The sequence below is a fragment of the Streptomyces sp. MS06 genome (genome assembly GCF_047200655.1).
Classification (GTDB): Bacteria; Actinomycetota; Actinomycetes; order Streptomycetales; family Streptomycetaceae; genus Streptomyces.
In genome coordinates this window covers 67,879-93,965 of sequence record NZ_JBJZOJ010000028.1, presented here as the reverse complement: position 1 = coordinate 93,965, position 26,087 = coordinate 67,879, and the positions used below count along the sequence as shown (strand labels likewise).

The 26,087-nt window shown below is 74.6% G+C and carries 19 protein-coding genes and 1 pseudogene; 12 read left to right on the top strand and 8 right to left on the bottom strand.

The window, feature by feature from the left end:
• The 5 genes from ACL02U_RS17395 to ACL02U_RS17375 all read left to right on the top strand — a co-directional run.
• The coding region (locus ACL02U_RS17395; RefSeq protein WP_412791754.1) for an elongation factor 1-alpha C-terminal domain-related protein at positions 1-558 on the top strand (558 nt) is incomplete at its 5' end.
• A 234-nt stretch (positions 559-792) separates the two neighbouring features.
• Positions 793-1,905, top strand: a complete 1,113-nt coding sequence (locus tag ACL02U_RS17390; protein WP_412791753.1) for an aliphatic sulfonate ABC transporter substrate-binding protein — start codon at positions 793-795, stop codon at positions 1,903-1,905.
• Between the two features lie 74 nt (positions 1,906-1,979).
• Positions 1,980-2,765 carry an ABC transporter ATP-binding protein gene (locus tag ACL02U_RS17385; protein ID WP_412791760.1) on the top strand — a complete coding sequence of 262 codons (786 nt, stop codon included), beginning with the start codon at positions 1,980-1,982 and terminating at the stop codon, positions 2,763-2,765.
• The gene (locus ACL02U_RS17380) at positions 2,752-3,675 is read left to right on the top strand and encodes an ABC transporter permease (RefSeq protein WP_412791752.1); all 924 of its coding nucleotides are present in this window, start codon (positions 2,752-2,754) and stop codon (positions 3,673-3,675) included. The genes ACL02U_RS17385 and ACL02U_RS17380 overlap by 14 nt, the downstream gene beginning before the upstream one ends.
• 8 nt (positions 3,676-3,683) lie before the next feature.
• Complete coding sequence (locus ACL02U_RS17375; RefSeq protein ID WP_412791751.1) at positions 3,684-4,475, top strand: sirohydrochlorin chelatase; 792 nt, start codon at positions 3,684-3,686, stop codon at positions 4,473-4,475.
• Between the two features lie 22 nt (positions 4,476-4,497).
• Here ACL02U_RS17375 and ACL02U_RS17370 read toward each other — a convergent pair whose 3' ends face one another.
• The gene (locus ACL02U_RS17370; RefSeq protein WP_412791750.1) at positions 4,498-5,115 is read right to left on the bottom strand and encodes a DsbA family protein; all 618 of its coding nucleotides are present in this window, start codon (positions 5,113-5,115) and stop codon (positions 4,498-4,500) included.
• A 141-nt stretch (positions 5,116-5,256) separates the two neighbouring features.
• The gene (locus ACL02U_RS17365) at positions 5,257-5,808 is read right to left on the bottom strand and encodes a DUF1697 domain-containing protein (RefSeq protein ID WP_412791749.1); all 552 of its coding nucleotides are present in this window, start codon (positions 5,806-5,808) and stop codon (positions 5,257-5,259) included.
• A gap of 547 nt (positions 5,809-6,355) precedes the next feature.
• Here ACL02U_RS17365 and ACL02U_RS17360 point away from each other — a divergent pair.
• Together ACL02U_RS17360 and ACL02U_RS17355 are read left to right on the top strand one after the other, a co-directional pair.
• Entirely contained in the window at positions 6,356-8,605 is a 2,250-nt protein-coding gene (locus tag ACL02U_RS17360) for an MMPL family transporter (RefSeq protein WP_412791748.1), read from the top strand.
• A gap of 268 nt (positions 8,606-8,873) precedes the next feature.
• Positions 8,874-9,737, top strand: a complete 864-nt coding sequence (locus ACL02U_RS17355) for an aminoglycoside phosphotransferase family protein (protein ID WP_412791747.1) — start codon at positions 8,874-8,876, stop codon at positions 9,735-9,737.
• Positions 9,738-9,954: 217 nt separating this feature from the next.
• On the opposite strand, the pseudogene ACL02U_RS17350 reads toward ACL02U_RS17355, so the two are convergent.
• Positions 9,955-10,857 (bottom strand): annotated as a pseudogene (locus ACL02U_RS17350) (LysR family transcriptional regulator); the annotation flags it as partial.
• Positions 10,858-10,951: 94 nt separating this feature from the next.
• Between ACL02U_RS17350 and ACL02U_RS17345 the strand changes: the two are divergent.
• The gene (locus ACL02U_RS17345) at positions 10,952-11,983 is read left to right on the top strand and encodes a DMT family transporter (protein ID WP_412791746.1); all 1,032 of its coding nucleotides are present in this window, start codon (positions 10,952-10,954) and stop codon (positions 11,981-11,983) included.
• Here the strand turns inward: ACL02U_RS17345 and ACL02U_RS17340 are convergent.
• Both ACL02U_RS17340 and ACL02U_RS17335 read right to left on the bottom strand, forming a co-directional pair.
• The gene (locus ACL02U_RS17340) at positions 11,911-12,624 is read right to left on the bottom strand and encodes a 3'-5' exonuclease (RefSeq protein ID WP_412791745.1); all 714 of its coding nucleotides are present in this window, start codon (positions 12,622-12,624) and stop codon (positions 11,911-11,913) included. The genes ACL02U_RS17345 and ACL02U_RS17340 overlap by 73 nt on opposite strands.
• Before the next feature lie 339 nt (positions 12,625-12,963).
• Positions 12,964-14,202, bottom strand: a complete 1,239-nt coding sequence (locus tag ACL02U_RS17335) for an SAV2148 family HEPN domain-containing protein (protein ID WP_412791759.1) — start codon at positions 14,200-14,202, stop codon at positions 12,964-12,966.
• 564 nt (positions 14,203-14,766) lie between these two features.
• Here ACL02U_RS17335 and glgX point away from each other — a divergent pair.
• The 3 genes from glgX to ACL02U_RS17320 all read left to right on the top strand — a co-directional run bounded on the left by glgX (position 14,767) and on the right by ACL02U_RS17320 (position 21,108).
• Positions 14,767-16,884: a glycogen debranching protein GlgX gene (gene glgX / locus ACL02U_RS17330; RefSeq protein ID WP_412791744.1), complete on the top strand. Its 2,118-nt coding sequence runs from the start codon at positions 14,767-14,769 to the stop codon at positions 16,882-16,884.
• Between the two features lie 122 nt (positions 16,885-17,006).
• A complete protein-coding gene (gene treY, locus ACL02U_RS17325) occupies positions 17,007-19,382 on the top strand; it encodes a malto-oligosyltrehalose synthase (RefSeq protein ID WP_412791743.1) in 2,376 nt (791 codons plus the stop codon).
• A 475-nt stretch (positions 19,383-19,857) separates the two neighbouring features.
• On the top strand, positions 19,858-21,108 hold the full coding sequence (locus tag ACL02U_RS17320) for a M14 family zinc carboxypeptidase (protein ID WP_412791742.1): 1,251 nt from the start codon (positions 19,858-19,860) through the stop codon (positions 21,106-21,108).
• A gap of 228 nt (positions 21,109-21,336) precedes the next feature.
• On the opposite strand, the gene ACL02U_RS17315 is transcribed toward ACL02U_RS17320, so the two are convergent.
• Positions 21,337-21,891, bottom strand: a complete 555-nt coding sequence (locus ACL02U_RS17315) for an FHA domain-containing protein (protein ID WP_412791741.1) — start codon at positions 21,889-21,891, stop codon at positions 21,337-21,339.
• 170 nt (positions 21,892-22,061) lie between these two features.
• Here ACL02U_RS17315 and treZ point away from each other — a divergent pair, with 170 nt between their 5' ends.
• Entirely contained in the window at positions 22,062-23,807 is a 1,746-nt protein-coding gene (gene treZ, locus ACL02U_RS17310) for a malto-oligosyltrehalose trehalohydrolase (RefSeq protein WP_412791740.1), read from the top strand.
• Positions 23,808-23,903: 96 nt separating this feature from the next.
• On the opposite strand, the gene ACL02U_RS17305 is transcribed toward treZ, so the two are convergent.
• Positions 23,904-24,878: an aminoglycoside phosphotransferase family protein gene (locus tag ACL02U_RS17305; RefSeq protein ID WP_412791739.1), complete on the bottom strand. Its 975-nt coding sequence runs from the start codon at positions 24,876-24,878 to the stop codon at positions 23,904-23,906.
• 56 nt (positions 24,879-24,934) lie between these two features.
• Complete coding sequence (locus ACL02U_RS17300; RefSeq protein ID WP_412791738.1) at positions 24,935-26,062, bottom strand: M24 family metallopeptidase; 1,128 nt, start codon at positions 26,060-26,062, stop codon at positions 24,935-24,937.
• Positions 26,063-26,087 lie beyond the last annotated feature (25 nt).

Genomic DNA, 26,087 nt, shown 5'->3' with positions numbered 1-26,087 from the left:
TTCCGCGTCGGCGACCCGGTCACCGTCCTGCCCTCCGGCCGCACCACCACCGTCAGCGGGATCAGCCTGCTCGGCGAGCCGGTCGACGTGGCCTGGACCCCGCAGTCGGTGACGCTGCTGCTGGCCGACGACATCGACATCTCGCGCGGCGACCTGATCGTGCCGAGCACGGACGCCCCGGCGACCACGCAGGACCTGGAGGCGACCGTCTGCCACGTCGCGGACCAGCCGCTCGCCCTGGGCCACCGGGTGCTGCTCAAGCACGGCACCCGCACGGTCAAGGCGATCGTCAAGGACATCCCCTCCCGGCTGACCCTCGCGGACCTGTCCCTGCACCCGCACCCGGGCCGGCTGGCCGCCAACGACATCGGCCGGGTGAAGATCCGCACCGCGGAGCCGCTGCCGGCCGACTCCTACGCGGACTCCCGGCGCACCGGCTCGTTCATCCTGATCGACCCGAGCGACGGCACCACCCTCACCGCGGGCATGGTCGGCGAGTCGTTCGCCGCGCCGGAACCGGTGAAGGACGAGGACGAGGACGACGGGTGGGACTTCTGAGATGCGTTCTCCCGACCACCGCCCTGCCTCCGCGGAGCGGCGCGGCAGCGCCGGCCGGAAAAGCCCCCGGACGCCCTCCGGGGGCGGCGTCCTCAGCACCGGGCGGGGCGGAGTGACCCGATGTGCGCGGTGAGCGGTACCCGCGGTGTCCGCCACGGACCAAAAAGTCCTGCCGACCTCCCGGCCACGACCTGACGGTCCGTGACCGCCGGGCCGACGAGAGGAACTCCTCCCGTGCCAGCCATCCCAGCCCTGCGCCGCCCCCTGGCGGTCCTGGCCGTGCTGCCGCTGTTCGTGCTGGCGGCCTGCGGCTACGGCTCCCGGGCTCCGGAGGACGACGCCGTCCGGATTCCGGCGGGCGCGGTGCGGACCGACGGACTGGACTCCGTGCGGATCGGCTACTTCGCCAACGTCACCCACGCCACCGCGCTGGTCGCCGCCCGCAAGGGCTTCTTCCAGGGCGCGCTGGGCGGCACCAGGGCCACCTACCAGGTCTTCGGTTCGGGTCCGGCCGAGATCGAGGCGCTGAACTCCGGCTCCGTCGACATCGGCTGGATCGGTCCGTCCCCGGCGGTGAACGGCTACACCCGGTCCGGCGGCAGGAACCTGCGCATCGTCAGCGGATCGGTCTCCGGCGGGGTGAAACTCGTGGTGGACCCGGAGAGGATCCGCAGCCCGCGGGACGTCAGGGGCAAGCGGATCGCGACCCCGCAACTCGGCAACACCCAGGACGTGGCACTGCTGGACTGGATCGACCGCCAGGGCTGGAGCGTCGACGCGCAGAGCGGCAAGGGCGACGTGTCGGTGATCCGCACCGACGACAAGGTCGTGCCGGACGCCTACCGGTCCGGGGCGATCGACGGGGCGTGGGTGCCGGAGCCGACGGCGTCCATGCTGGTCGCCGAGGGCGCCAAGGTGCTGCTGGACGAGGCGTCGCTGTGGCCCGGCCACTCGTTCGCAACCACGAACGTGGTCGTGTCGCAGTCGTTCCTGGAGGAGCACCCGAAGGCCGTCGAGGCGGTACTGAAGGCATCCGTGGAGACCAACGCCTGGATCGGGTCGCATCCCGAGGAGGCCAGGGCGGCGGCGAACGAGCAACTGGCGAAGGACGTCGGCAAGCCGCTGCCCGCGGACGTCCTCGACCCGGCGTGGGAGTCCGTCCGGGTCACCGACGACCCGCTGGCCGCCACGCTCGCCGCCCAGGCGGACCACGCGGTGCGGGCCGGACTGCTGAAGCGCCCGGAACTGGCCGGCATCTACGACCTGACCCTCCTGAACAGGGTCCTGCGCGCCAGGGGCCAACCCGCCGTCGGCGACGCGGGCCTCGGAGCGGAGCAGGCCGCATGACCGGACGAGCAACGCACCAGCCCGCACAGACCCGGACCAGCCAGGTTCCGGGAGTTCCCCAGGAGGTGACGACCATGGCCACCACGATCGTCAGGGCCGACGACGTCGAGACGGTCGGGCATGCCGCCCGCATCGAGCACGTCTCGAAGTCCTTCGGCGGCGCCGCCGGCCGGCAGCTCGTGCTGGACGACATCTCGCTCGATGTCGCCCCGGGCGAGTTCGTCACCCTCCTCGGCGCCTCCGGCTGCGGCAAGTCCACCCTGCTGAACCTGGTCGCCGGACTGGACCGGCCCACCTCCGGCGGCATCACCACCGACGGGCGGCCCGCCCTGATGTTCCAGGAGCACGCGCTGTTCCCGTGGCTGACCGCGGGCAGGAACATCGAACTCGCCCTGCGGCTGCGGGGCGTGCCCCGGGCCGAGCGCCGCGGACGCGCCGAGGAACTGCTCGAACTCGTCCGGCTGAAGGGCTCGTACGGCAAACGGATCCACCAGCTCTCCGGCGGCATGCGCCAACGGGTGGCGATGGCCCGGGCGCTCGCGCAGGACAGCCGGCTGCTGCTGATGGACGAGCCGTTCGCGGCGCTGGACGCGATCACCCGGGACGTGCTGCACGACGAGCTGACCCGGATCTGGGCGGAGACGGGCCTGTCCGTCCTCTTCGTCACGCACAACGTGCGCGAGGCGGTCCGCCTCTCCCAGCGCGTGGTGCTGCTGTCCTCCCGGCCCGGCCGCGTGGCGCGCGAGTGGCGCGTCGACCTCCCGCAGCCCCGCCGCATCGAGGACGCCCCGGTGGCCGAACTGTCCCGGGAGATCACGGAAGTACTGCGTGGGGAGATCCGCCGCCATGGCCAGCACTGACACGACCGGCCCGGCGGCCCGCACCCCCGCCGGCGGCGAGACGTCCGCCAAGGACGGCCTCGGCGGCCTGGAGGCGGGCCTGGACGCCCTGGAGACCTCCACGCCGAGCCGGCCGCCGCTCCGCCGGACCCTCGTCGACAAGGTACTGCCGCCGGTCATCGGTATCGCCGTGGTGCTGCTGGTCTGGCAGGGCCTGATCTCGCTGGGGATCGTCGACGACCCGACGAAGCTGCCCTCCCCCGCGGACGTCGGCCGCGAGTTCCGCGAGGCGTGGCTGCAGGGCACCCTGCTCGGCTACGTCTGGACCAGCGTCTCCCGCGGTCTGCTGGGCTTCCTGCTCGCGCTCGCCATCGGAACCCCGCTGGGGCTGCTGGTGGCGCGGGTGAGGTTCGTGCGCGCCGCGATCGGCCCGATCATGTCGGGTCTGCAGTCGCTGCCCTCGGTGGCGTGGGTGCCGGCCGCGGTGATCTGGCTGGGCCTGGACAACTCCATGATGTACGCGGTGATCCTGCTCGGCGCGGTGCCGTCCATCGCCAACGGCCTGGTCTCCGGCGTCGACCAGGTGCCGCCGCTGTTCCTGCGGGCGGGCCGCACCCTGGGCGCGACCGGCCTGAAGGGCGCCCGGCACATCGTCATGCCGGCCGCGCTGCCCGGCTACCTGGCCGGGCTCAAGCAGGGCTGGGCGTTCTCCTGGCGGTCGCTGATGGCCGCGGAGATCATCGCCTCCTCCCCCGACCTCGGCATCGGGTTGGGCGCGCTGCTGCAGAACGGCCGCAACGCCAGCTCCATGCCGATGGTGTTCGAGGCGATCATCCTGATCCTGTTCGTCGGCATCGCGATCGACCTGCTGATCTTCAGCCCGCTGGAGCGCCGGGTGCTGCGCGGCCGCGGCCTGCTGGTGAGGAACTGAGGTACGCCATGCACAGGCACACCAGGCACCCGCGCGCCGGGCACGGGCACCCCGGGCACCCCGGGCAGCCGGAGGTCCTGCTCGTCGTCGCCCACGGCAGCCGCGACCCGCGGCACGCCGCGACCGTGCACGCGCTGGTGCAGCGGGTGCGGTCGATGCGGCCGGGGCTGCGCGTGGAGACCGGGTTCCTCGACTTCAACGTGCCGTCCGTCCAGGGTGTACTCGAATCGCTGGCCGCCGAAGGGGTCCGCGACGTGGTGGCGCAGCCCCTGCTGCTGACGCGCGCCTTCCACGCCAAGGCGGACATCCCGGCCGTGCTGCGCCGGGCGCCGCAGGGGCTGCGGGTCCGGCAGGCCGAGGTCCTCGGGCCGTCGCCGCTGCTGCTCGCGGCCCTGGAGAGGCGTCTTCACGAGGCGGGGCTGTCCCCCGCCGACAAGTCCTCGACCGGGGTCGTACTGGCCTCGGCGGGGTCCACCGACCCGGAGGCGGGCGCAGTGATCGCAGCAATCGCGCGGGAGTGGCGGCGCACCGGTTGGTGCGCCGTGCGGCCTGCGTTCGCCTCCGCGTCCCTTCCCCGCACCGAGGACGCGGTGCGGGAGCTGCGCGCGGCGGGCTGCGCACGGGTCGCCGTCGCGCCGTACGTCCTGGCGCCGGGCTTCCTGCCGGACCGTATCGCGCGGGGCGCCGCGGGGGCGGACGTGCGCGCGGAGGTGCTGGGCCCGGCGCCGGAGGTGGCGCGGCTGCTGCTCCGCCGCTACGACGCGGCCCGCACCCCGGCCCGGGCCGCACTCGGCGCGTAGGCCGGCGCCCCGGGCGCGCCGGTCAGTCGAAGGAGAGGCTGCCGGTGCGGGTCCTCTTGACTTCGAAGACGTCGGGGTCGGCGGCCAGTGCGCGGAAGCCGTCGAAGAGTTCGGCGGCCCGCCGCCCGCGCGGGACGGCCCGCAGCACGGGCCCGAACCACACCGTCCCGTCGACGTGCAGGGTGGGGGTGCCGACGTAGCCGCCGGAGGCGGGTTCGGCGCCGGCCCGGTGGCTGCGGCGGACGGCGTCGTCGTACGCCGGGTCGTGCGCGGCGTCGGCGAGGTCCGCGGGCAGGCCGAGCGCGGCCAGGGACTCGGTGACGACCGTGTCGAAGTCCTGCCGCCCGCCTTCGTGGATACGGATGCCGAAGGCGGTGTAGAGGTCGCGCAGCACCTTGTCTCCGTGCCGGTCGGCGGCGGCCACCGCGACCCGCACCGGGCCGATCGACCGGTCGACCAGTGCCCGGTACCAGTCCGGCAGGTCGTTGCCCTGGTTGTGCAGGTACAGGCTCATCACCCGGAAGCGGAGGTCGAGCGGGCGCTCCCGCTCGACCTCCAGCAGCCAGCGGGAGGTGATCCAGGCGAAGGGGCAGGCGGGGTCGAACCAGCAGTCGACGCGGGTGGGTGGTGTGCTCGTCATGCTCACGACGCTAGGCGCCGCCCGGTCCCGGTGAGCGGTCCAATCGGCCGCCTTCCTCTTGGTCCACTCGCTCGCCCGCTCGGTCCAGTCACTCGGCCCGCACGGGGCTCGGCCCACAACGGGCCGCCGGGGCCGCCGGGCTCAGTCCCGGGTGAGCTCGGCGAGCTTGACCACCGTGTTCCAGTTGCGGGTGGTGGCGGTCAGGTGCGCGGCGGCCCGGCCCCGGGACAGGGCCTGGGCGAGCTTGGAGCGGCCGATGCCGTCCGGAAGGTACAGGTAGAGGACCCGGTCCCCGAGGCGGAACTCCTCGGGAAGGTGGGCCGCCGGGTCGACGTCCGCGAAACGCTCGGGTGCGACGGGCTCCGAGAGGTAGGTGGCGTGGAGCTGACGGGCCTCCAGCCCGGCGGCCGGGAACGGGCAGGCCGCGACGACGGACTCCAGGTAGGCGTGGTCGCGTACCAGGACGTCGACGGCGAAGCCGAACCGCCGCTCGATCGCCCGGGCCAGTTCGGCGGCGAGGCTGTCCTCGTCGCCGCGGTCGGCGGCGAAGACGGCCTGACCGCTCTGCAGGTGGGTGCGCACCCGCAGGTGGCCGAGTTCCTCCGCCATCAGGGCGCGCAGTTCGGCCATCGGCAGCTTCCTTGCCGCTCCCACGTTGATTCCGCGCAGCAGCGCCGCGTACGTCGTCGTCATCGGCCTCAGCCTAGGACCTCCGGAGGGGGCGGACGAGCGCCGGCGGCTCCGGTGCGGCGTCGCACGGCCGAGCGGACGGTGGTGACGGGGCCGATATCCGTGCCCCGCCGGCGCCGCCGCGGCAGGTGGCGGCCGGCGCCCGGCGGCGGGCCGCCGGCGGCCCGCCGCCGGGCGCGGGAGCGGCCTTCGTGCCCCGTGGGGGTGGGCGCGACGGCCGCGGCCTCGGTGGAGGTGCCCGCCACGATGACCGATCGAAGGGCCCGCCTTCAACAACCCCTTCGCCGCTGTGGCTTGTTCACAGAGGGTGCGGGAGGCGCGCGGCGAGCCGCGCGGGCGGCCGGTCCCCCTGATGCGCGGCCCTAAGAAGAGCCGGTAGATGTAGGGGTCACGCTCCTCCCCGGAGGGGAGGGCGCGGGGGCCGAACGGAGGATCCGAGCCATGCGCGGCTCACCGGGGAGCACGACGAGATGGCTTTATTCGACCCCTACCTTGATGGAGAAGGGTGGCGGCAGGGTGCCGCGACCGCGCACGAGGGGGCAGGCCCGTCATGGGGAGTGGAGGAACGCGGGTCCGGGGCGTCGCGGCCCGGGCCGGCGGCTGGAGCGCCCGGCACCGCTGGGCGGCGGTCGGCATCTGGGTGCTGTTCGTGGTCCTGGCGATGGGGCTCGGGTCGGCCGCGGGCCGGATCGACGTCAAGGACAGCGACCAGCTCAGCGGCGAGACGCACACCGCCGCGAAGATCATCGAGGAAGCGGGGATCGAGGAGCCGGCCGGCGAGTCGGTACTCGTCCAGGCCAGGGACGACCGGACACGGGCGACGGACGCCGGGTTCCGCTCCGCGGTCACCGACGTCGTCGCCGCCGTCCGGGGCACCGGCCGGGTCACCGGCGTCACATCGCCGTACGACACGAGGACGATCTCCGCGGACGGCCGCAGCGCACTGGTCCAGTTCGACATGCGGGGCGACGCCGAGACCGCGGGCGACCGGGTGGAACCGGTCCTCGAGGCGGTCGAGGGGGTGCAGAAGGAGCACGAGACGCTGCGGATCGAGGAGATCGGCGGCGCCAGCATGCGGAAGACCTTCGACGACGCGTTCGGCGACGACTTCCGGAAGGCCGAGTACTCCGCCGTGCCGGTGGCGCTCGGCATTCTGCTCATCGCCTTCGGTGCGCTGGTCGCGGCGCTGCTGCCGGTGGCTCTGGCGGTCACCGCGATCATGGCGACGATGGGTCTGATGGGTGTCGTCAGCCACCTCCAGCCGATGAGCGACACCGCCAACTCCGTGATGCTGCTGGTCGGGATGGCCGTCGGCGTCGACTACTGCCTGTTCTACCTGCGCCGCGAGCGGGAGGAGCGGGAGGCCGGCCGGGACCCGCAGACGGCGCTGCGGATCGCCGCCGCCACCAGCGGCCGGGCGATCGTCGTCTCGGGTGTCACGGTGTGCGTGGCCATGGCGGGCATGCTGTTCACGGGACTCGCCGAGTTCGAGGCGATGGGTCTGGCCTCGCTGATGGTCGTCGCGGTCGCGATGGTCGGCTCGGTGACCGTGCTGCCCGCGCTGCTGTCGCTGCTCGGCGAGCGGGTGGAGAAGGGCAGGATCCCGTTCCTGCGCCGGCGGCGGCGCAGCGGCGACGGCGGCAGCCGGATCTGGTCGGCAGTGCTGCGGGGCGTGCTGGCCCGGCCGGTGGTGTCGGTGGTGGTGGCGGCCGGCGCGCTGGCCGCGATAGCCGCTCCCGCGCTCGGCATGAAGACCCAGCAGCTCACCCTGGACCAGGAGTTCGGCGACTCGCTGCCCATCGTGCAGACCTACAACCGGGTCAACGAGGCCTTCCCGGGCGGTTCCGAACCGGCCGAGGTCGTCGTCAGGGCGAAGGACGTCACCGCGCCCGAGGTGCGGTCCGCACTGGCCGCCTTCAAGGACCGCGCGATCAGTTCGGGTGCCTCCCGCGGGCCCGTCGAGATCAAGCTGCACGAGGACCGGAACATCGCCCTGGTGTACGTCCCCCTGGTCGGCGGCTCCGACCAGGACAAGGCCGGCGAGAGCCTGCGGAAGCTGCGCGAGGAGGTCCGGCCCGCCACCCTCGGCAAGGTGGACGGCGTCCAGGCGCCGATCACCGGTCAGGTCGCCGGCTCGCAGGACTTCAACGACCAGTTGATCGGCTCGGTGGTCCCGGTCTTCGCCTTCGTCGTGGTCTTCGCCTTCCTCCTGATGCTGCTCTCGTTCCGCTCGTTGACCGTGGCGATCACGTCGATCCTGCTGAACCTGCTGTCGGTGGGCGCCGCCTACGGCATCCTGGTGGCCGTCTTCCAGCACGGCTGGGGCGCCTCGCTGGTGGGCGCGCAGGGCGTCGGCGCGATCATCACCTGGCTGCCGCTGTTCCTCTTCGTGATCCTCTTCGGCCTGTCGATGGACTACCACGTGTTCGTGGTGTCCCGGATCCGGGAGGCACGACTGCGCGGCCGCACCACCAGGGACGCGATCACCCACGGCGTGGTCACCACGGCGGGCGTCGTCACCAGCGCCGCCGTGATCATGGTGGCCGTCTTCGCCATCTTCGGCACGCTGTCCATGCAGTCGATGAAGCAGATGGGCGTGGGTCTCGCGGCCGCGGTACTCATCGACGCGACCGTCATCCGCGGCGTGCTGCTGCCGGCGGTGATGGCCCTGCTGGGTGAGCGCAACTGGTACCTGCCGAAGTGGATGCACCGCCTGCCGGACCTCACCCACGACGAGTCGCCGCAGGAGATCGTCGCCGCGGCGGACGCGGACGGGCCGGGCGAACCGGTGCGGGCCTGAAGCCCGCCGAGCCGCGCCCGGACACGCCCCGGCCCGGCACTTGGCGGCTGACCGAGACACGTCAGCCGTACCAGGGGCGACGAAGGCTCGGTGCACGAGCGACACGGATGTTCGCCGGCCTCCGTGCTCGCGGGGCCGGTGTGCACGCGGCGGATGGGACACTGGCCGCGGGGTGGCGCGTCGGGGGTTGGGCAGTGCGCGCCGCGGGAGCGGGTGCGGCCGTCCCGGTGGGCGGGCTCGGCGTGAGGTGGCGACAGGGAGGCGGGCGATGGACGAGGAGCGGGCTCGGGAGGTCCTGGACGCGGCGGCGGTACTGCCCGGCGCCGCCGGGAACGCCCGGTTGCTCGCCCTGGGCGAGAACGCCGTGTTCGCAGCCGCGGACCTGGTGGTCAAGGTCGGCCGGGACGAGGAACTCCTCGGCCGGGCGCGGCGCGAACTGGACGTCGCCCGGTGGCTGGCCGGGGCGGACGTACCCGCGGTACGGGCCGCGGAACCGGAGCCGCGCCTGGTGGCGGGGCACCCGGTGACCGTGTGGCACCGGCTGCCCGACGCGGTGCGGCCGGCCGGACCGGACGACCTGGCCGTCCTGCTGCGCATCGTGCACGCGCTGCCCGCTCCGCCGTTCACGCTGCCGCCGCGGGAGCTGCTGGGCGGGGTGGAGCGCTGGCTGCGGCTGGCGGGCGGCGCGATCGACCCGGCGGACGCGGCGTACCTGCGGGAGCGGCGGGACGGGTTCGCGGCGGCGGCCGGGGCGCTGACGCCGTGTCTGCCCCCGGGCCCGATCCACGGGGACGCGTTGCCGCGCAACGTGCACATCGGCCCGGACGGCCCGGTCCTGGTCGACCTGGAGACCTTCTCCGCCGACTTCCGCGAGCACGACCTGGTGGTGATGGCCCTCGCCCACGACCGGTACGGCCTGCCGGACGAGGGATACGCCGCCTTCACCGAGGCCTACGGGTGGGACGTGCGCGGCTGGGAGGGCTGCTCGGTGCTGCGCGGCGCCCGCGAGACCGCCGGTTGCGCCTGGGTGGCCCAGCACGCGCCGGGCAACCCGGGGGCGCTGGCCGAGTTCCGGCGCCGGGTCGCGTCGCTGCGGGAGGGGGACGAGACGGTGCGGTGGCACTCGTTCTGAGCGCCGAGCCCGGCCCGCCCCCGGGTAGCCCGCCCGCCCCGCCCGCCCCGCCCGCCCCGGTCTAGCCGACCGTCCTCGTCCCGCGCGCCCCTCCGCCCGCACCGGTCGGCCCGCCGACTGCGTCCGCACCGGTCGGCCCGGCCGCCCCGCTGCCGCGGCTGTGTTCCTCCGTCCGATCCTGATCCCCGGTGCCTCCGTCCCCGGTTTCCCCTTCCCCGGTGTCCTGCTGCCGGATAGCGCGGGCCGCGCGGTGCAGTTCCGTCAGGACGGTGCGGACGGCCCGGCGAGCCGTCCGTTCGGGGCGGTACAGGGCGTCGATGTGCCGACTCGCGCGCACGCCGTGGAGGGGGCGGAGCACGAGTGCCGGGTGCGGTCGCATCGTCCAGCGGGGCATCAGGGCGATGCCTCCGCCGGCGGCGACGGCCTCGGCGACCACGGCGAACTCGTTGATGCGGTGGGCGAGCCTGAGCCGGCGGCCCGCCGCCGCGGCGATGGCCTCGACGGTGGCCAGTACCGGGAAGCCGTCGTGCACGGTGATCCACTGCTCGTCGGCGACGTCCTGGGGCGTCACCCGCCGCCGGGCGGCGAGCGGGTGCCCGGCGGGCATGGCCACGTCGAGGGGTTCGCGGAGCAGCGTCGTGGCCGTGACGGTCCGGGGCCAGGGCGGGGCGTGGTCGAGGCGGTGCGCGAGCACCAGGTCGTACTCCCGGGCGAGCCGGGGGAAGTCCTCCTGCGGTACGTCCTCGTCGGCGAGCGCCAGGCGGGGCGCACCGGGGTCGGCGAGGGCCCGCAGCAGCAGCGGGAAGAAGGCGGCGCCCGCGCTGTGGAACGCGGCCAGGGACACCTCGCCGTCCTCCCGGGCGACGAACTCCTGCACGGCGCCCCTGGCCCGCGCCAGCGCCGTCTCCACCTCGGCGGCCGCGCCCGCCAGGGCCCGTCCGGCGTCGGTGAGCGCCAGCCGCCGCCCCTGCCGCTCGGTGAGCGGGACCGGCATCGCGCGCTGGAGCAGCCGCAGCTGCTGCGAGACGGCCGAAGGCGTCACCAGCATCGCCTCGGCGACCGCGCTGACGCTGCCCAGCTCGCCGAGCTCCCGGAGGATCCGCAACTGCCGTTCGTCCATTTCCGCAGTGTAAGCCCATGATGAAGCAAATCTGAAAGATCGCTTTAGAAGGTGGCTCTGGGCTTCACAGTGGTGCGCGGGGCACGGTGTGCGGGTGACCGACGCCCGACGTACCGATCCCGTACTCCTCCTGGTCGCGCTCGTCTGGGGTTCCAGTTATCTGTCCGCCCAGACGGCCGCGGCGGCGCTTCCCGTGCTCACCGTGCTGTTCGCCCGCTACCTGCTCTCCGGACTCGTCTGCCTCGGTCTGGTGTCGGCCGGCGGGCGCGGGTCCGGCCGCGGCCGGCGCCGCTGGACCGGGGACGAGGTGCGGGCGGGGCTTCCGCTGGGTCTGACGCAGGCCGCGGTGCTGGTCGTGGAGACGTACGGCGTCGCCCACACCACGGCCGCCAACGCGGGCCTGATCATCAGCCTGACCATCGTGCTCACCCCGCTTCTCGACCGATCCGGCCACCGCGCCGGGCTGCCGGCCTCCTTCTACGCCGCCGCCGGTGTGTGCGTGCTGGCGATCGCGCTGCTGATGTCCGGCAACGGCTTCCAGGCGCCGCGCGCGGGCGATCTGCTGATGCTCGCCGCAGCCGGGGTCCGGGCGGGGCATGTGGCGCTCGTCGGCCGGCTCACGGCCGCCCGGCCCGTCCGGCCGCTGCATCTGACGACGGTGCAGACACTGGTGGGCACGGCGCTGTTCCTGCCGGCGGCGGCGCCCCGGCTGTCCGGTCTCGTGGCCGCCCCGGCGGCCGTGTGGGCCCAGTTGCTGTATCTGGCGCTGTTCTGCAGCGTGTTCGCGTTCCTCGCGCAGACCTGGGCGGTGCAGCGCACCTCTGCGAGCCGGGCCAGCCTGCTGCTGGGTACCGAGCCGGTGTGGGCGGCGGCGGTGGGCGTCGCGCTCGGCGGCGAGCGTTTCACCGTCCTCACCGGCCTCGGAGCGGCCCTGATGGTCGCCGGTACCTCCTGGGGCCAGGCGGTGGAACGCGCGCACCGCACGACCGGTACACCGCCGGCCGCGCAGGGCGCCGAGGCCGCAAAGGACGCCGAGGCCGCACCGGAGGCCCCTCAGCCCCGGTACGGCACGACGGGCCAGGCATGTTCGACGGTCGCCTCGGGGTTCGAGGTGCGGCGCAGATAGCTCTGCAGGGAGGCCGCCTGCTCCGCGGCCGCACGGACCTGGAGTTCGTGCAGGTCGGCCGGCGCGATCGCGCCTATGGCCGGGTGCACGGTTCCCATCCTGCGGGCCGCGCGGGCCGCGGCCAGCGCGTCCGCGACGGCGTCGTGCGCCCTGTCGAGCGAGACGCCGTAGTGCTCGCAGAGGGCCTGCAGGGTCCTTCTGCCCTTCCGGTAGCGGTCGGCGTGCTTGTCCAGGACCAGGGGGTCGATGACATGCGCGGGCGTCCCCCGCAACCGCTCGACCAGCGGTTCGAGACCGTACCGGCGGCACTCGCGGTCCAGCAGGGAGAGGTCGTAGCGCGCGTTCATCACCACCAGCGGTGTGCCGGACCTCACCGCCCCGACCAGGCTCTCCGCGACCTCCGCTATCCCCTGCGCCGCGGGCACGCCCTCCTCGCGGGCGCGGCGGGTGGAGATGCCGTGGATCGCCGTCGCCTGCTCCGGGATGGGCACGCCGGGGTCGAGCAGCCACGTCCGTTCCCGCGAGACCCGCCCGTCGGTCTCCACCGCGACGAGGGCCGCGGAGACGATCCGGTCCGTCTCGATGTCGGTACCGGTGGTCTCGAGGTCGAAGGCCGCCACGGGTTCGCTGATCCAGGTCATCGCAGACCCCCACTCCGGTGCGGAGCCCGCGGCGGTCTCCCGGCCCCCGTACTCGGAGCGAGGGCCGCGTCGGCGGCACCGGGCGGGGCTGCCGGCCGCCCGTTCGGGGAGCGGACGTCCACGGCCGCGACGCCCTCGCCGGCGCGCCTCCCGCCCGAACGCGTCCCCGCCGTCTGCAGGCCGATGCCGATCAGCGGCTCGCGGTGGTGCCGGACCATGGCCCTCCCCCTTCTTCCTGGTGCTCTCCCCCGGTGGTCCCCACCTTCGCATGCGCCTCTGACAACGGGAGGATCGCGGTCCGCTCCCCGTGTCCCGCGCGGCGCCCCGCCGCCGGCCGGGTCAGGACACGGGTCGCGAGTCGGCCCAGGCCAGTTCGAACTCCTCCCGGTAAGTGGGGAAGAGCCCGCCCTCGTCCGCTTCACCCGACTTGACCACCCTGCTGCCGTTGCGCAGCACCAGCACCGGCGCCTCCATACCCCGGGCTCGGCGCAGGTAGGACTGCACGACCGCGATCCCGTCCGTGCCGTCGCCGTCGACCAGGTAGGCCGTGAAGCGGGGCGTCTCGTCGTAGACCTGGATCTCGAAGGCGCCCGGATCGCGCAGCCGGGACCGCACCCGGCGCATGTGCAGGATGTTCATCTCCACCGCGCGGCTCAGCTCACCCCGTTTGAGGCCGAGTTCCCGCTCGCGCCGCTTCACCGCGCTGGAGGCCGGGTTGAGGAACAGCAGGCGGACCCTGGCGCCCGCCTCGGCCAGCCGCACCAGGCGCCGCCCGGAGAAGTTCTGCACGAGCAGGTTCAGCCCGATGCCGACGGCGTCGAGGCGGCGGGCGCCCCGGAAGATGTCCTCGGCCGGGAACTGCCGCAGCAGCCGCACCCGGTCCGGGTGGACGGCCACCACGTCGGCGTACCGGTCGCCCACCAGGTCCTCGACCGCGTCGACCGGCAGCCGTCGCGCGGAGGGCACGTCGCCGCCCGCGCCGAGGATCTCCAGGAGCCTCGCGGAGGCGCGTTCCGCCTGGTTGAGGACGGCCTCGGACAGGGCGCGGTTGCGCGAGACGACGTTGCGGGTGACCTCCAGCTCGTCCAGCGCCAGCTCGACGTCCCGCCGCTCGTCGAGGTACGGCTCGAAGCAGGGCCAGTGCTGCACCATCAGCTCACGCAGCTGGGGCAGCGTCAGGAAGCTGATGACGTTGTCGTCGGCCGGGTCGAGCAGGTAGCCCTTGCGGCGGCTGACCTCGCGCACGGCCACGGCACGCTGCACCCACTCCTGGCCGGCGGGGCCGGCCGCGGCGACCACCCAGTCGTCGCCGTGGACGGGTTCGTAGACCGGCCGCAGGACGGCGGCGACCACGGCGCGGAGCCGCTGCTCGACGAGGTTGAGCCAGATGTAGGCGCGGCCGGCCCGCTGGGCGCGGGTGCGCACCTCGAGCCAGGCTCCGGCGTCCCAGTCCAGCTCCGGCCCTATGGAGTGGGATCCCCTCGGCCGGGTCAGGGACACCGCACCGGGCGGGTCGTCCGCGGAGTCCGCCTCCCGGCCCTCGCCGCCAGGGGGCAGCTCCAGCCCTCCCGAGCCCACCCGCGCACCGCCTTCCGCTCCCCCGAGCACTCCCCATCTCAACGATCAAGGAAGGGTACTCCGCAAGCGGTCGGCGATGCAGCCGGATGGACAGGCTGATTCACCAACCGACCGCTTCCGCGGCGTCGTTCCGGGCGGCTGCGACGACCGGGAGTGAGCGGATTCACCGCCGCCGCGGGGCGGGCGGCGCCGGCCCCGTGCCGTGCGCGGCGACGGCGCGCCGCGGACCCCGGGCCGCGCGCCGAACCGGCATCGCGGGGACCGGCCCGGGGACCGGCCGTTCACCCGGCCGGCGGGGGCCGGGCCGCGCCGGCCCGGGCGGGGGGTGGGGCCACCGCGACGACGTGCGGGCCACGGTGGCCGGAGGGCGGCGCACTGTCGTGCACACGCCTTTCCCCTGCTCCCCCGGTCGGAGGAGCGTGTTCGCCCCGCTGTTTCGGCATACGGTGTATGCACCGGTCGCCCCGTAAGAGGGGCGTGGGTCGCGGATGGTTCCCCCACTTTGGGGGAGACTCGGGGCGAAGGCGCTCCCGGTCGCGCCCCACACCTGAAAGAGTCGTATCCATGCAGGTCTGGCCCGGCGAGGCATATCCACTGGGCGCCACGTACGACGGCGCCGGCACGAACTTCGCGGTCTTCACGGAGGCCGCGGACCGAGTAGAGCTGTGTCTGCTGCACGACGACGGCTCGGAGACGGCGATCGAGCTGCGCGAGAGCGACGCGTTCGTGCGGCACGCGTACGTGCCGGGCGTCATGCCCGGACAGCGCTACGGCTACCGCGCGCACGGTCCGTTCGCCCCCGAGCGCGGGTTGCGCTGCAACTCGGCGAAGCTGCTGCTCGATCCGTACGCCCGCGCGATCAGCGGCTCGGTCCACTGGGGTGAGGAGGTCTACGGCTACCACTTCGGCGCTCCCGAGCAGCGCAACGACCTGGACTCGGCGCCGCACACCATGTCGTCGGTCGTGGTGAACCCGTACTTCGACTGGGGGGACGACCGGCGGCCCCGCACCGAGTACCACCGCACGGTGATCTACGAGGCCCATGTGAAGGGCCTCACCATGACCCACCCCGGGCTCCCCGAGGAGCTGCGCGGCACCTACGCGGCACTCGCACACCCGGCGATCATCGAACACCTGACCGCTCTGGGCGTCACGGCCCTGGAGCTGATGCCGGTGCACCAGTTCGTCAACGACCACCGCCTGGTCGACATGGGCCTGAACAACTACTGGGGCTACAACACCATCGGCTTCTTCGCCCCGCACAACGCCTACGCCTCCTGGGGCGACCGCGGCCAGCAGGTGCTGGAGTTCAAGTCCGCGGTGCGGGCCCTGCACGAGGCGGGCATCGAGGTCATCCTCGACGTGGTCTACAACCACACCGCCGAGGGCAACCACCTCGGCCCCACCCTCTCCTTCCGTGGGCTCGACAACCCCTCGTACTACCGCCTCGCGGACGACCCGCGGTACTACACGGACACCACGGGGACCGGGAACTCGCTGCTCATGCGCTCCCCGCACGTCCTCCAGCTGATCATGGACTCGCTGCGGTACTGGGTCACCGAGATGCACGTCGACGGGTTCCGGTTCGACCTCGCCGCGACACTGGCCCGGCAGTTCCACGAGGTGGACCGGCTCTCGTCCTTCTTCGACCTGGTCCAGCAGGACCCGGTGGTCTCCCAGGTGAAGCTGATCGCCGAGCCCTGGGACGTCGGCGAGGGCGGCTACCAGGTCGGCAACTTCCCGCCGCTGTGGACCGAGTGGAACGGCAAGTACCGCGACACCGTGAGGGACCTGTGGCGGGGCGAGCCGCGCACGCTCGCGGAGTTCGCCTCCCGGCTCACGGGCTCCTCGGACCTCTACCAGGACGACGGGCGGCGACCGCTTGCCTCGATCAACTTCGTCACCTGCCACGACGGTTTCACCCTGCACGACCTGGTCTCCTACCACCACAAGCACAACGAGGCCAACGGTGAGGACAACCGGGACGGCGAGAGCCACAACCGGTCCTGGAACTGCGGCGCGGAGGGAGACAGCGACGATCCCGCCGTGCTGGAGCTGCGCGCCCGCCAGATGCGCAACTTCGTCGCCACGCTGATGCTGTCCCAGGGCGTGCCGATGATCAGCCACGGCGACGAGTTCGCCCGCACCCAGCGCGGCAACAACAACGCCTACTGCCAGGACAACGAGCTGGCCTGGGTGGACTGGCCCGACCCCGAGGAGGACGAGCCGGGCCTGCTGGAGTTCGTCCGCACGATGGTGTGGCTGCGCAGGGACCATCCCGTCTTCCGCCGGCGCCGCTTCTTCCACGGGCGGCCGGTGGAGGGCACCCACGACGACCTGTCGGACATCGCCTGGTTCACTCCGCAGGGCAAGGAGATGACCCACCGGGACTGGAACTCGGCTCAGGCCTCGGCACTGACGGTGTTCCTCAACGGCAACGCGATCTCGGAGCCGGGCGCCCGCGGGGAGCGCATCGCCGACGACTCCTTCCTGCTGATGTTCAACGCCTCCCCCAAGCCGCTGGACTTCGTCGTGCCGGTGAACCACGGGAGGCAGTGGCAGGTGGTGGTGGACACCGCCCTGCCGGAGGGCGTGACGTCCGGTGCGGGCGCGAAGGTGCAGGCCGGCGACCGGCTGACGCTGGTCGACCGCAGCATGACCGTACTGAGGCGGCCGGCCTAGTGGAACCCCGCGTGACCGGGCCGGCGGCGGCAGCGCGGCCGCGGCCGTCTCCCGGACACCGCCGCGGCCCACCCGGGGGAGCGGATGACACGGAACCCGTCCGGGCGGGTACGTACCTTTTCATGTCACCTGAGCGAACCGTCCCCGGCGTGCCGACGGCCACCTACCGGCTGCAACTGCAGCCCGCCTTCCCGTTCGCCGCCGCGGCCCAAGCCGTTCCGTACCTGGCCGCGCTCGGCGTCTCGCACCTGCACCTCTCCCCCGTCCTGGAGGCGGTCCCCGGTTCGGTGCACGGCTACGACGTCGTCGACCACACCCGGGTGCGCGGCGAACTCGGCGGGGAGGACGGCCTGCGTGCGCTGGCCGCCACCGCGCGGGAGCACGGCCTGGGCCTGATCGCCGACATCGTCCCGAACCACATGGCGATGGCCCCGCGCCACAACCGGGCCCTGTGGGAGGTGCTGCGGGAGGGGCCGCAGTCGCCGTACGCGCGGTGGTTCGACATCGACTGGGAGGCGCAGGACGGCCGGCTGCTGCTGCCCGTGCTGGGCCACCCCCTGGGCGAGGAGATCGACCGCCTGCGGGTGGAGGGGACGGTACTGCGCTACTACGACCACGCCTTCCCGCTGCGCGAGGGCACCGAGGAGCTGGAGCTTCCGGAGCTGCTGGACGCGCAGTGGTACCGGCCGGCGTGGTGGCGGCTCGCCCGCACCGAGCTGAACTACCGGCGCTTCTTCAGCATCTCCGACCTGATCGGGGTGCGGGTGGAGGACCCGGAGGTGTTCGAGGCCACGCACGCCACGATCCTGCGGCTGCTGCACGAGGGGGTGCTCGACGGGCTGCGCGTCGACCACCCCGACGGACTCGCGGACCCCGGCGGCTACCTGCGGCGGCTGCACGAAGCCACCGGCGGCCGCTGGACGGTGGTGGAGAAGATCCTCGCGGACGGGGAGCGGCTGCCGGCGTCCTGGCCGGTCGCGGGCACCACCGGCTACGACGCGCTGCGCCACGTGGACGGCCTGTTCACCGACCCGGCGGGCGCCGGCGAGCTGGCGGCCGCCTACCACCGGTTCGCGGCCCCGCAGACCGACCGGGGCGGCGAGTGGGCGCCCACCGCGCGCCGCGCCGCCTACCTGGTGCTCACCCACGAACTGGCCGCCGAGGTCGACCGGCTCACCAGGACGGCCCACCGGGTGTGCGCCGCCTCGCCCGATCCCGCGCTCCGCGACCGGGCACCCTGGGCGCTGCGCACGGCGCTGGAGGAACTGCTGGTGCGGCTGCGGGTGTACCGCCCCTACACCGCCGCCGACGCCGCCGACGTGATCACCGAGGAGGCGGCGGCCGAGGCGCGGCGCGCCTTCCTGGTCCCCGAGGAGGCGGGCGCGGTCGACGTGGTGCGCGCCCTGCTGCTCGGCCGGTACGGCGACGGTCCCGGGCAGGTGGAGCTGCGTACCCGGTTCGCCCAGACGGCGTCCGCGCTGCGCGCCAAGTCGGTGGAGGACACGGCGTTCTACCGGTACGTGCCGCTGCTGTCGGCGACCGAGGTCGGCGGCGAGCCGGGAAGCCCTTCGGTGCCGCCGGAGGCCTTCCACGCCTACTGCGCCCGGGTGCAGCGCGACTGGCCCGCCACCGCGGTGGCGGTGACGACGCACGACACCAAGCGGAGCGCCGACGTCCGTGCGGCGCTGGCCGTGCTCACCGAGTGCCCCGGGCCCTGGTCGGAGGTCCTGGCCGAGGTGAGCCGGGGCGGGCCGGCGGCACCCGACGCGCAGCTGGCGTGGGCGGCGTGGCAGACCGTGTTCGGGCTGGGGCCCGCGGACCCGGAGCGCGTCCGGGGCGCGCTGCTGAAGCATGTGCGCGAGGCGGGCCTGTACACGAGCTGGACCGAGCAGGAGCCGCCGTACGAGGAGGCGGTGGCCGCGTTCGTGGCGGCCGGGCCGTGCGGGGTGCCGGGCGGGCGGGTGGCCGCGTTCCGCGACGCGCTGGAGGCGCACGTCCGGGCCAACGTGCTGGGCACGGCGCTGCTGCAGCTGACGATGCCGGGGGTCCCGGACGTCTACCAGGGCACCGAGGCGGAGTACCGGGCGCTGGTGGATCCGGACAACCGGCGCCCGGTGCGGTTCCCCCCTGCGGATCCCGGCGACAAGGGCGCGGTGACGGCGGCCGCGCTGCGGCTGCGGCGGCACCGCCCGGACGTCTTCGGTGCGGACGCCTCGTACGCGCCGCTGCCCGCCGAGGGGCCCGCGGCGGACCACTGCCTGGCGTTCGCCCGCTCCGGTGCGGTGGTCACGGCCGTGACCCGGTTGTCGCTGCGGCTGGCGGAGGCGGGCGGCTGGCGACAGACGCGGCTGCCGCTGCCGCCCGGAGAGTGGACGGACGTACTGGCTCCGGAACGGGAGTTCAGCGGTCCGGTGCTCCTGACGGACCTGTTCGGGCGGCTGCCCGTGGCACTGCTGGAGCAGGCGCCGCACCCGGCGGGCGGGGGCAGTGCGGGCTGACCCGCGGCCACCCGCACCCGGCAGGTCCGGGCAGTGCGCGCTGACCCGCGGCCACCCGCACCCGACGGGCCCCGGCGATGCGGACTGGTCCGCGGCCACCCGCGCCCGGCTGCTGAACCCGACTGCGACGGCCTCCCGTCCGGAGGCCGCGCCCACCCGGAACGGGCAGGCTTCCCGCCTCGTCCCGAACGGGGCGGGCGCCCCGTCCCGCGCGCGCCCACGGCAGCCGCAGCGGGAGCCGCACCGGGGGGCCCGGCCGATGCCGGGACCGCCGCCGGCGGGAGCGCCCACGGCGCGCCCGCCGGGCGCTTCCGCGGGTTTCCGGGCCGGTTCCGGTCCGCGAACCCGCGCCGCCGCCCGGGCCGCCGGACGGCGTGCCGCCGGGAGCCCCGGCCCGGTCCCGGTCGCGTCCTTGACAGCTCACCGCGCGCGTGGGGTACTGCGGTTGCGAGGCCGGGCGGATCAGAAGACGGGGGTGAGTCTCCTGCCGGAGCTGCGCTACCCGAACGTGCCAGAAATGGTCGCGTCCGCCCGGGCGCTGACCTTCCGGCAGCCCCGACTGTGTGCGCTGAGACAGGTGGGGGCGTCACGGCAGGGCAGGCCCCTGCACCTGCTGTCGGTGGGCGGGGCCCGGGAGGCCGTCCTGGTCGTCGCGGGCGCGCACGCCAACGAGCCGGCGGGCGGCGGCACCCTGCTCGCCCTGGCCGAGCGCGTGGCGGCGGAGCCGCGGCTGCGGGCCGACGCCTCCTGGCACTTCCTGCTGTGCGCGGACCCGGACGGGGCGAGCCTGCACGACACCCCGGCACCCGGCAGCCTCCTCGACTACCACCTCGGCTTCTACCGGCCGGCCGGTCCGGAGCAGCCGGAGTGGTCGCCGTCGGTGCTCCCGCCCGACCGGCTGCCGCCGGAGACCCGCGCTCTGACCGGAGTCATCGACGAACTGCGTCCCTATCTCCAGGTGAGCCTGCACGGCACCGACCTGGGCGGCACCTGGGTGCAGTTGACCAGGGACATCCCGGGCCTCGCGGAACCCTTCGCGAAGTCCGCGGCGCAGTTGCACATCCCCGTGGAGACGGCCGCCTCGGACGCGGCGGGCTGGCCCGCGGCCGGGCCCGGCGTGCACGTGATGCCGGCGCCCGGGGCCGGCGCGGCCTACCCGAGCATGCCGGACGACGCCCGGCGCAGCACCTGGTTCCACGCGCACCGGTACGGCGGGATGACGGCGATCGTCGAGGTGCCGATGTGGGCGAGCGACCTGGTCGGGGACCCGGCTCCGCATCCCGCCCCGGCAGCGGCGCTGCGGCAGCTCGCACTGCAACTTCGCCAGGACGCGGCCCGGGTGGAACGGGTCCTCACGGAGGCCGGGCCGCGGCTGGAGGGCGACGAAGGTCCGCTGCTGCGCGCCGCCCGGTGGTCGCTGGAACTGGTGCCGGGGCTGGCCGCGGACTGGATCCACACGCAGCCCGCCGGCACCACCATGGCGTACCTGGGCAGTGTGGAGGCGTTCGCCCGCAGGCTGCCGCTGCGGGCGGCGGCGATGCTGCTGAGGGCGCTGCGCGAGCGGGACGACCGGGCGGCGGAGTCCCTGGAGCGGCTGGTGGTGGCCTGGAGCGATGCATTCGCGGCGCGTTTCCGGGCGCGCTGGGTGCCGGTGCGGCACCAGGTGGAGCACCAGTCGCGGACCGTCCTCGCGGCAGCCCTGTCCGCCCGCGAGCACGCCCGGTGACGGCGACGCTCGGAGGGCGCCGCGGCAGGCGGTGACGACAGGCGGTGATGGCGGACGGTGACAGCGGGCGGTGCCGGCGGGCGGTGACAGCGGTGCGCGAGGCGTGCCGGCTTCCGAGGGGTGCTCCCGCCTGGGGACCGGGGCGTCGCCCGTCCCCGCCGGTCCGTGGCGATGCGCGGGCGGCCGGGGGCTCCCCGCCGACCGGGCCCGTCTCCCCGCCGGGCCGGATCAGTCGGCGGCGAGCCGGAAGGCCACGCTGCCGAAACCGACCTGGTCACCGGGGCGGACGGCGGCGGCGCCGAGGACGCGCCGCCCGTTCACCGTGGTGCCGTTGGTGGAGCCGAGGTCGCGCAGCACCCACCGGTCGCCCTGGCGGTGCAGTTCGGCGTGGACGCGGGAGACGCTCTCGTGACTCAGCCGCAGTCCGTTCACCGGGTCGCGGCCGATGCGCAGCGGCTGCTGCCCGGTGCCGGGATGCGGCAGCAGCAGTTTGGGCAGCCGCTCGACCCGCCAGGCCCGGCGGAGCCGTTCGGTGAGACCGGACGCGGCCTCGACCGCGCCGACCAGCGTGCGGGTGAAGCGTCCTTCCCGCCCCAGGTCGGCGGTGAGCGCCGCGAGTTGGTCCGCACGGCGGGCGGCGAGCGCCAGTTCCATCCGGCGGACGAACGTGTCGTGCGACAGCCGTCCCGCGGCGACGCCGTCCCGCAGCACCTTCAGCGCCCGGTCGCGCTCCGCGTCCGACGGCCGCGCCGGGTGGGTGGGGAACTCGAAGGACGCCGTCACACCCGTGATTGTCGGTCAGCGCTCCCCGGGTGTCCAGGAGACGGGCGGCGGCCGGGCCGCGCCTCCCGGGCGACACCACGCGCCGATGAGGTCATTCGTCCCCGGATCGATCTCGTTTGACGCACCATGGACGGGCTACATCACGGTGAGCAGACGAAGGGGAACCGTCCGTGCAGTTCGAGGTGTGGGCACCGCAGGCCGAACGTGTCGCGCTGGAGTGCGACGGCGCCGTGAGCGCATTGCAACGCGATCCGCGGCGAGCGGGGTGGTGGACCGGCGAGGCGGAGGCCCGGGACGGCTCGCGCTACGGTTTCGCGCTGGACGGGGGCCCCGTCCTGCCGGATCCGCGCTCCCGCCGTCAGCCGGACGGGCCGGACGGGCCGAGCGCGGTCGTCGACCACTCCCGGTACGCCTGGCAGGTCCCGTGGGCGGGCCGGCCGCTGCCGGGGGCGGTGCTGTACGAGCTGCACGTGGGCACGTACACGCCCGAGGGCACCCTGGACGCGGCGGCCGAGCGGCTGGACCATCTCGCGGAGCTGGGCGTCACCCACGTCGAGTTGATGCCGCTGTGCCCCTTCCCCGGGCGGCACGGCTGGGGGTACGACGGAGTGGCGCCGTGGGCGGTCCACGAACCGTACGGCGGACCGGAGGCGTTGCGGCGGTTCGTGGACCGGGCGCACGCGCGGGGCCTCGGGGTCGTGCTGGACGTCGTGCACAACCATCTCGGCCCCTCCGGTAACCATCTGCCCTCCTTCGGCCCGTACTTCACCGACACGCACCACACCCCGTGGGGTTCCGCGGTGAACCTGGACGCGCCCGGCTCGGACGAGGTGCGGGCGTACTTCGTGGGCAGCGCGCTGGCCTGGCTGCGCGACTACCGGCTCGACGGGCTGCGGCTGGACGCGGTGCACACGCTGGTCGACACGCGCGCCCTCCACTTCCTGGAGGAGCTGTCGGCGGCCGTCGACGCCCTCGCCGACGAGGCGGGCCGGCCGCTGTTCCTGATCGCCGAGTCGGACCTCAACGACCCGAGGCTGATCACTCCGCGGGAGGAGGGCGGCCTCGGCCTGCACGCCCAGTGGAGCGACGACTTCCACCACTGCGTGCACGCCGCGCTGACCGGCGAGTCCCAGGGCTACTACGCCGACTTCGCGCGGGCGCCGCTCGCCGCGCTCGCCAGATCGCTGACGCACGGCTACTTCCACGACGGCACGTACTCCGGATTCCGCGAGCGGCACCACGGGCGGCCGCTGGACCGCGCCCGGGTGCCGGCGTACCGCCTGCTCGGCTACAGCCAGACCCACGACCAGGTCGGCAACCGGGCCCAGGGGGACCGGCTGGCGGCGCAGCTCTCCCCCGGTCTGCTGGCCTGCGCGGCGGCCCTGGTCCTGACCGCCCCGTTCACCCCGATGCTGTTCATGGGCGAGGAGTGGGGGGCGGGTACCCCGTGGCAGTACTTCACCGACCACACCGATCCCGGGCTGGCGGAGGCGGTGCGGCGGGGCAGAAGACGGGAGTTCGCCGCTCACGGGTGGGCGGAGGACGAGGTGCCCGACCCGCAGGACCCGGCGACCCGGGACCGGTCCTGCCTGGACTGGTCCGAGCCGGAACGCGAACCGCACGCGGGCCTGCTGGACTGGTACCGCCGACTGATCGCCCTGCGGCGCGAGCAGCCGGACCTCACCAACCCCGGGCTGGGCGATCTCCGGGTCGCGCACGACGCGGACGCCGGCTGGCTGGCGTTCCGGCGCGGGGATGTGCGCGTCGCCGTCAACCTCGGCCCGAAGACCGCGGCGATCCCGCTGGGCAGCCGGCCGGTGCGGGTACTGGCGGCGTGGGAGCCGGTGGGCGAACCGGGCCCGGACGGGCTGCTGCACGTGCCCGGGGAGTCCTGCGTGGTGCTGGAACAGGACTGACGACGGGGGCCTGACGACGGGGGCTTGACGACGGGGCCTCGGGCGGCTTCCCGGGCGGCCCCGCCGCGCGCGGGACGCGCGGCGGGGCGGCCGCGGTCACGGCGTCTCGTCGCCCGCCGGGCCCTCCCGCAGCTCCGTGGCCCGTTCCAGGAGGATCGCCTCCCAGGCGCGGCGCAGCCGGGTCCGGAGCAGCGGCAGCGGGGTGTCGTCGCGGCCGTCGAGGCGGGCCGCGAGCCGGAGCACGCTGTCGCAGCGGGCGAGCCACAGGCCGCGCAGGCAGGGGCGGGCGCCGTACCCGGCCAGGGTGGCGGCGCGCACGGCGGCGCCGGAGCCGACGGCGAGCGCGAGACCGGCGATGTCCTCGGCGGGGTCGCCGAGGACGGCACCGGTCCAGTCCAGGACCCCGCGCACCCGGCCGTCGGCGCCGACCACCAGGTGGTCGCCGGTGAGGGCGTGGTGGACGAGGACGGCGGTCCCGGGCCGGGCGGCGAGCTGTCCGGCCGCGGCCGGTGTGAGCTGGCCGAGCCGTGCCGGGTCGAACTCGTCGGCCTCGGCGAGGCGCCGGGCGGCGGGCACGGCCATCCGGCGCAGGGCCTCCAGGGAGCGCGGCGCGGACCGCGGCACGCCGAGCGCCTCCGCCTGCCGGGCGGGCACCGTGCGCAGCCCGCTGAGCAGCCCCGCCAGGTCGGCCTCGCCGACCGCGGAGACGTCGTGCTCCTCGGCGGTCGTACCGGGCACCCTGGTGTCCAGGGTGCAGGTGAGACCGGGCGTCCACTCGCCGTGCGCCACGCTGGTCGGCACGGCGACCGGCACCTGGGGGCGGACCAGATCGCGCAGCCGCAGTTCACGGCGGCGGCGGGCGGCGCTGTCGCGGTCCGGGGCGAGGCGCAGGACGTGGCGGGTGCCCACCCACCAGGTGCACGGGTCGCCGCCCTCGTGCACGGGGCGCACGGCGGGGCCGGCGGCGGTGTCCGCGCCGCTGCCGCCGTTCGCGCCGTTCCCGCCGTTCCGCAGGAGGGAGCGGACCAGTCTGCGGACGGTGTCCGCGGTGGGTGTCGGTGCCTGGGTCATGTCTCGCGCCGTCGTCGTCGGGTGGGTGGGGGTGCCGGTCGCCGTCTCCCGGCCTGCTACTCCACTATCACCATCTCGCGGGTCGTGTCGTTCAGTCGGCGCGCGCCGTCCCCGGTGACGGTGACGATGTCCTCGATGCGTACGCCGAAGCGGCCGGGAAGGTAGATGCCGGGTTCGATCGAGAAGCACATGCCGGGCACCAGGGGCTGCTCCTCGCCCTCGACGAGGTAGGGCGGTTCGTGCGTGGTGACGCCGATGCCGTGGCCGGTGCGGTGGATGAAGTACTCGCCGTATCCGGCGTCGGCGATGACGGCGCGGGCGGCGCGGTCGACGTCCTGGCAGGTGGCGCCGGGGTGCACGGCACGGAACCCGGCTTCCTGGGCCTCGCGGACGACGTCGTGGACGCGGCGCTCCTCCTCGGTGGGTTCGCCGACGTGGACGGTGCGGGTGGTGTCGGAGCCGTAGCCGTCCTTGAGGCCGCCGAAGTCGAGCACGACCATGTCGCCGAGCCCGATGACGCGGTCGCCGACCTCGTGGTGCGGGTCGGCGCCGTTCGGTCCGGAGCCGACGATGGTGAAGTCGACCCGGGAGTGGCCGAAGCGCAGCAGCAGCTCGGCGAGGGCGGCGCCGATCTCGGACTCCCGGCGGCCGGCGAACGGGACCTTCCGGATCTCCTCGAAGGCCTGGTCGGCGGCGGCTCCGGCGGCGGCCAGCAGTTCGCGTTCCGCCGTGTCCTTGACGGCGCGCAGCATCGGCAGGGCGTCGGTGAGGCAGGCGTAGGAGGTGCCGGGCAGGGTTCGCTGGAGTCCGAGGAGGTGCATGGCCCAGGTGTCGTCGCTGATCCCGAACCGGCCGGTGCCGTCGAGCAGGGCGGCGGTGACGGCGTAGGGGTCGGCGCCGTCCGTCCATTCGTGCGGGGTGAGGGCGGTCGCACCGGGTGCCCGGGCGGCGTCCGGGGCCTCCAGCGCGGGCACGACGAGTACGGGGGTGCGGCCGGGGGTGAGGACCAGCAGGGTGAGGCGTTCGGTGACGGCGGTGGGCGCGTAGCCGGTGAGCCACACCAGGTCCGGTCCCGGTGCCACCAGCAGCCCGGCGAGTCCTGCCTCGGCGGCGGCACGCGCGGCGCGCTCCATGCGGGCCCGGTAGTCGTCGGCGGTGAAGGTCGCGGGGGCGGTGCCGGTCATGCGGTCCTCCCGGAGCGGGTGGGGG

Coding starts and splice junctions, on each gene's coding strand:
- ACL02U_RS17370 (WP_412791750.1), bottom strand. CDS start 5,115: ATGACGAGCACACCACCCACCCGCGTCGACTGCTGGTTCGACCCCGCC.
- ACL02U_RS17300 (WP_412791738.1), bottom strand. CDS start 26,062: ATGACCGGCACCGCCCCCGCGACCTTCACCGCCGACGACTACCGGGCC.
- ACL02U_RS17360 (WP_412791748.1), top strand. CDS start 6,356: ATGGGGAGTGGAGGAACGCGGGTCCGGGGCGTCGCGGCCCGGGCCGGC.
- ACL02U_RS17375 (WP_412791751.1), top strand. CDS start 3,684: ATGCACAGGCACACCAGGCACCCGCGCGCCGGGCACGGGCACCCCGGG.
- ACL02U_RS17385 (WP_412791760.1), top strand. CDS start 1,980: ATGGCCACCACGATCGTCAGGGCCGACGACGTCGAGACGGTCGGGCAT.
- ACL02U_RS17355 (WP_412791747.1), top strand. CDS start 8,874: ATGGACGAGGAGCGGGCTCGGGAGGTCCTGGACGCGGCGGCGGTACTG.
- ACL02U_RS17365 (WP_412791749.1), bottom strand. CDS start 5,808: ATGACGACGACGTACGCGGCGCTGCTGCGCGGAATCAACGTGGGAGCG.
- glgX (WP_412791744.1), top strand. CDS start 14,767: ATGCAGGTCTGGCCCGGCGAGGCATATCCACTGGGCGCCACGTACGAC.
- ACL02U_RS17305 (WP_412791739.1), bottom strand. CDS start 24,878: ATGACCCAGGCACCGACACCCACCGCGGACACCGTCCGCAGACTGGTC.
- treY (WP_412791743.1), top strand. CDS start 17,007: ATGTCACCTGAGCGAACCGTCCCCGGCGTGCCGACGGCCACCTACCGG.
- ACL02U_RS17380 (WP_412791752.1), top strand. CDS start 2,752: ATGGCCAGCACTGACACGACCGGCCCGGCGGCCCGCACCCCCGCCGGC.
- ACL02U_RS17340 (WP_412791745.1), bottom strand. CDS start 12,624: ATGACCTGGATCAGCGAACCCGTGGCGGCCTTCGACCTCGAGACCACC.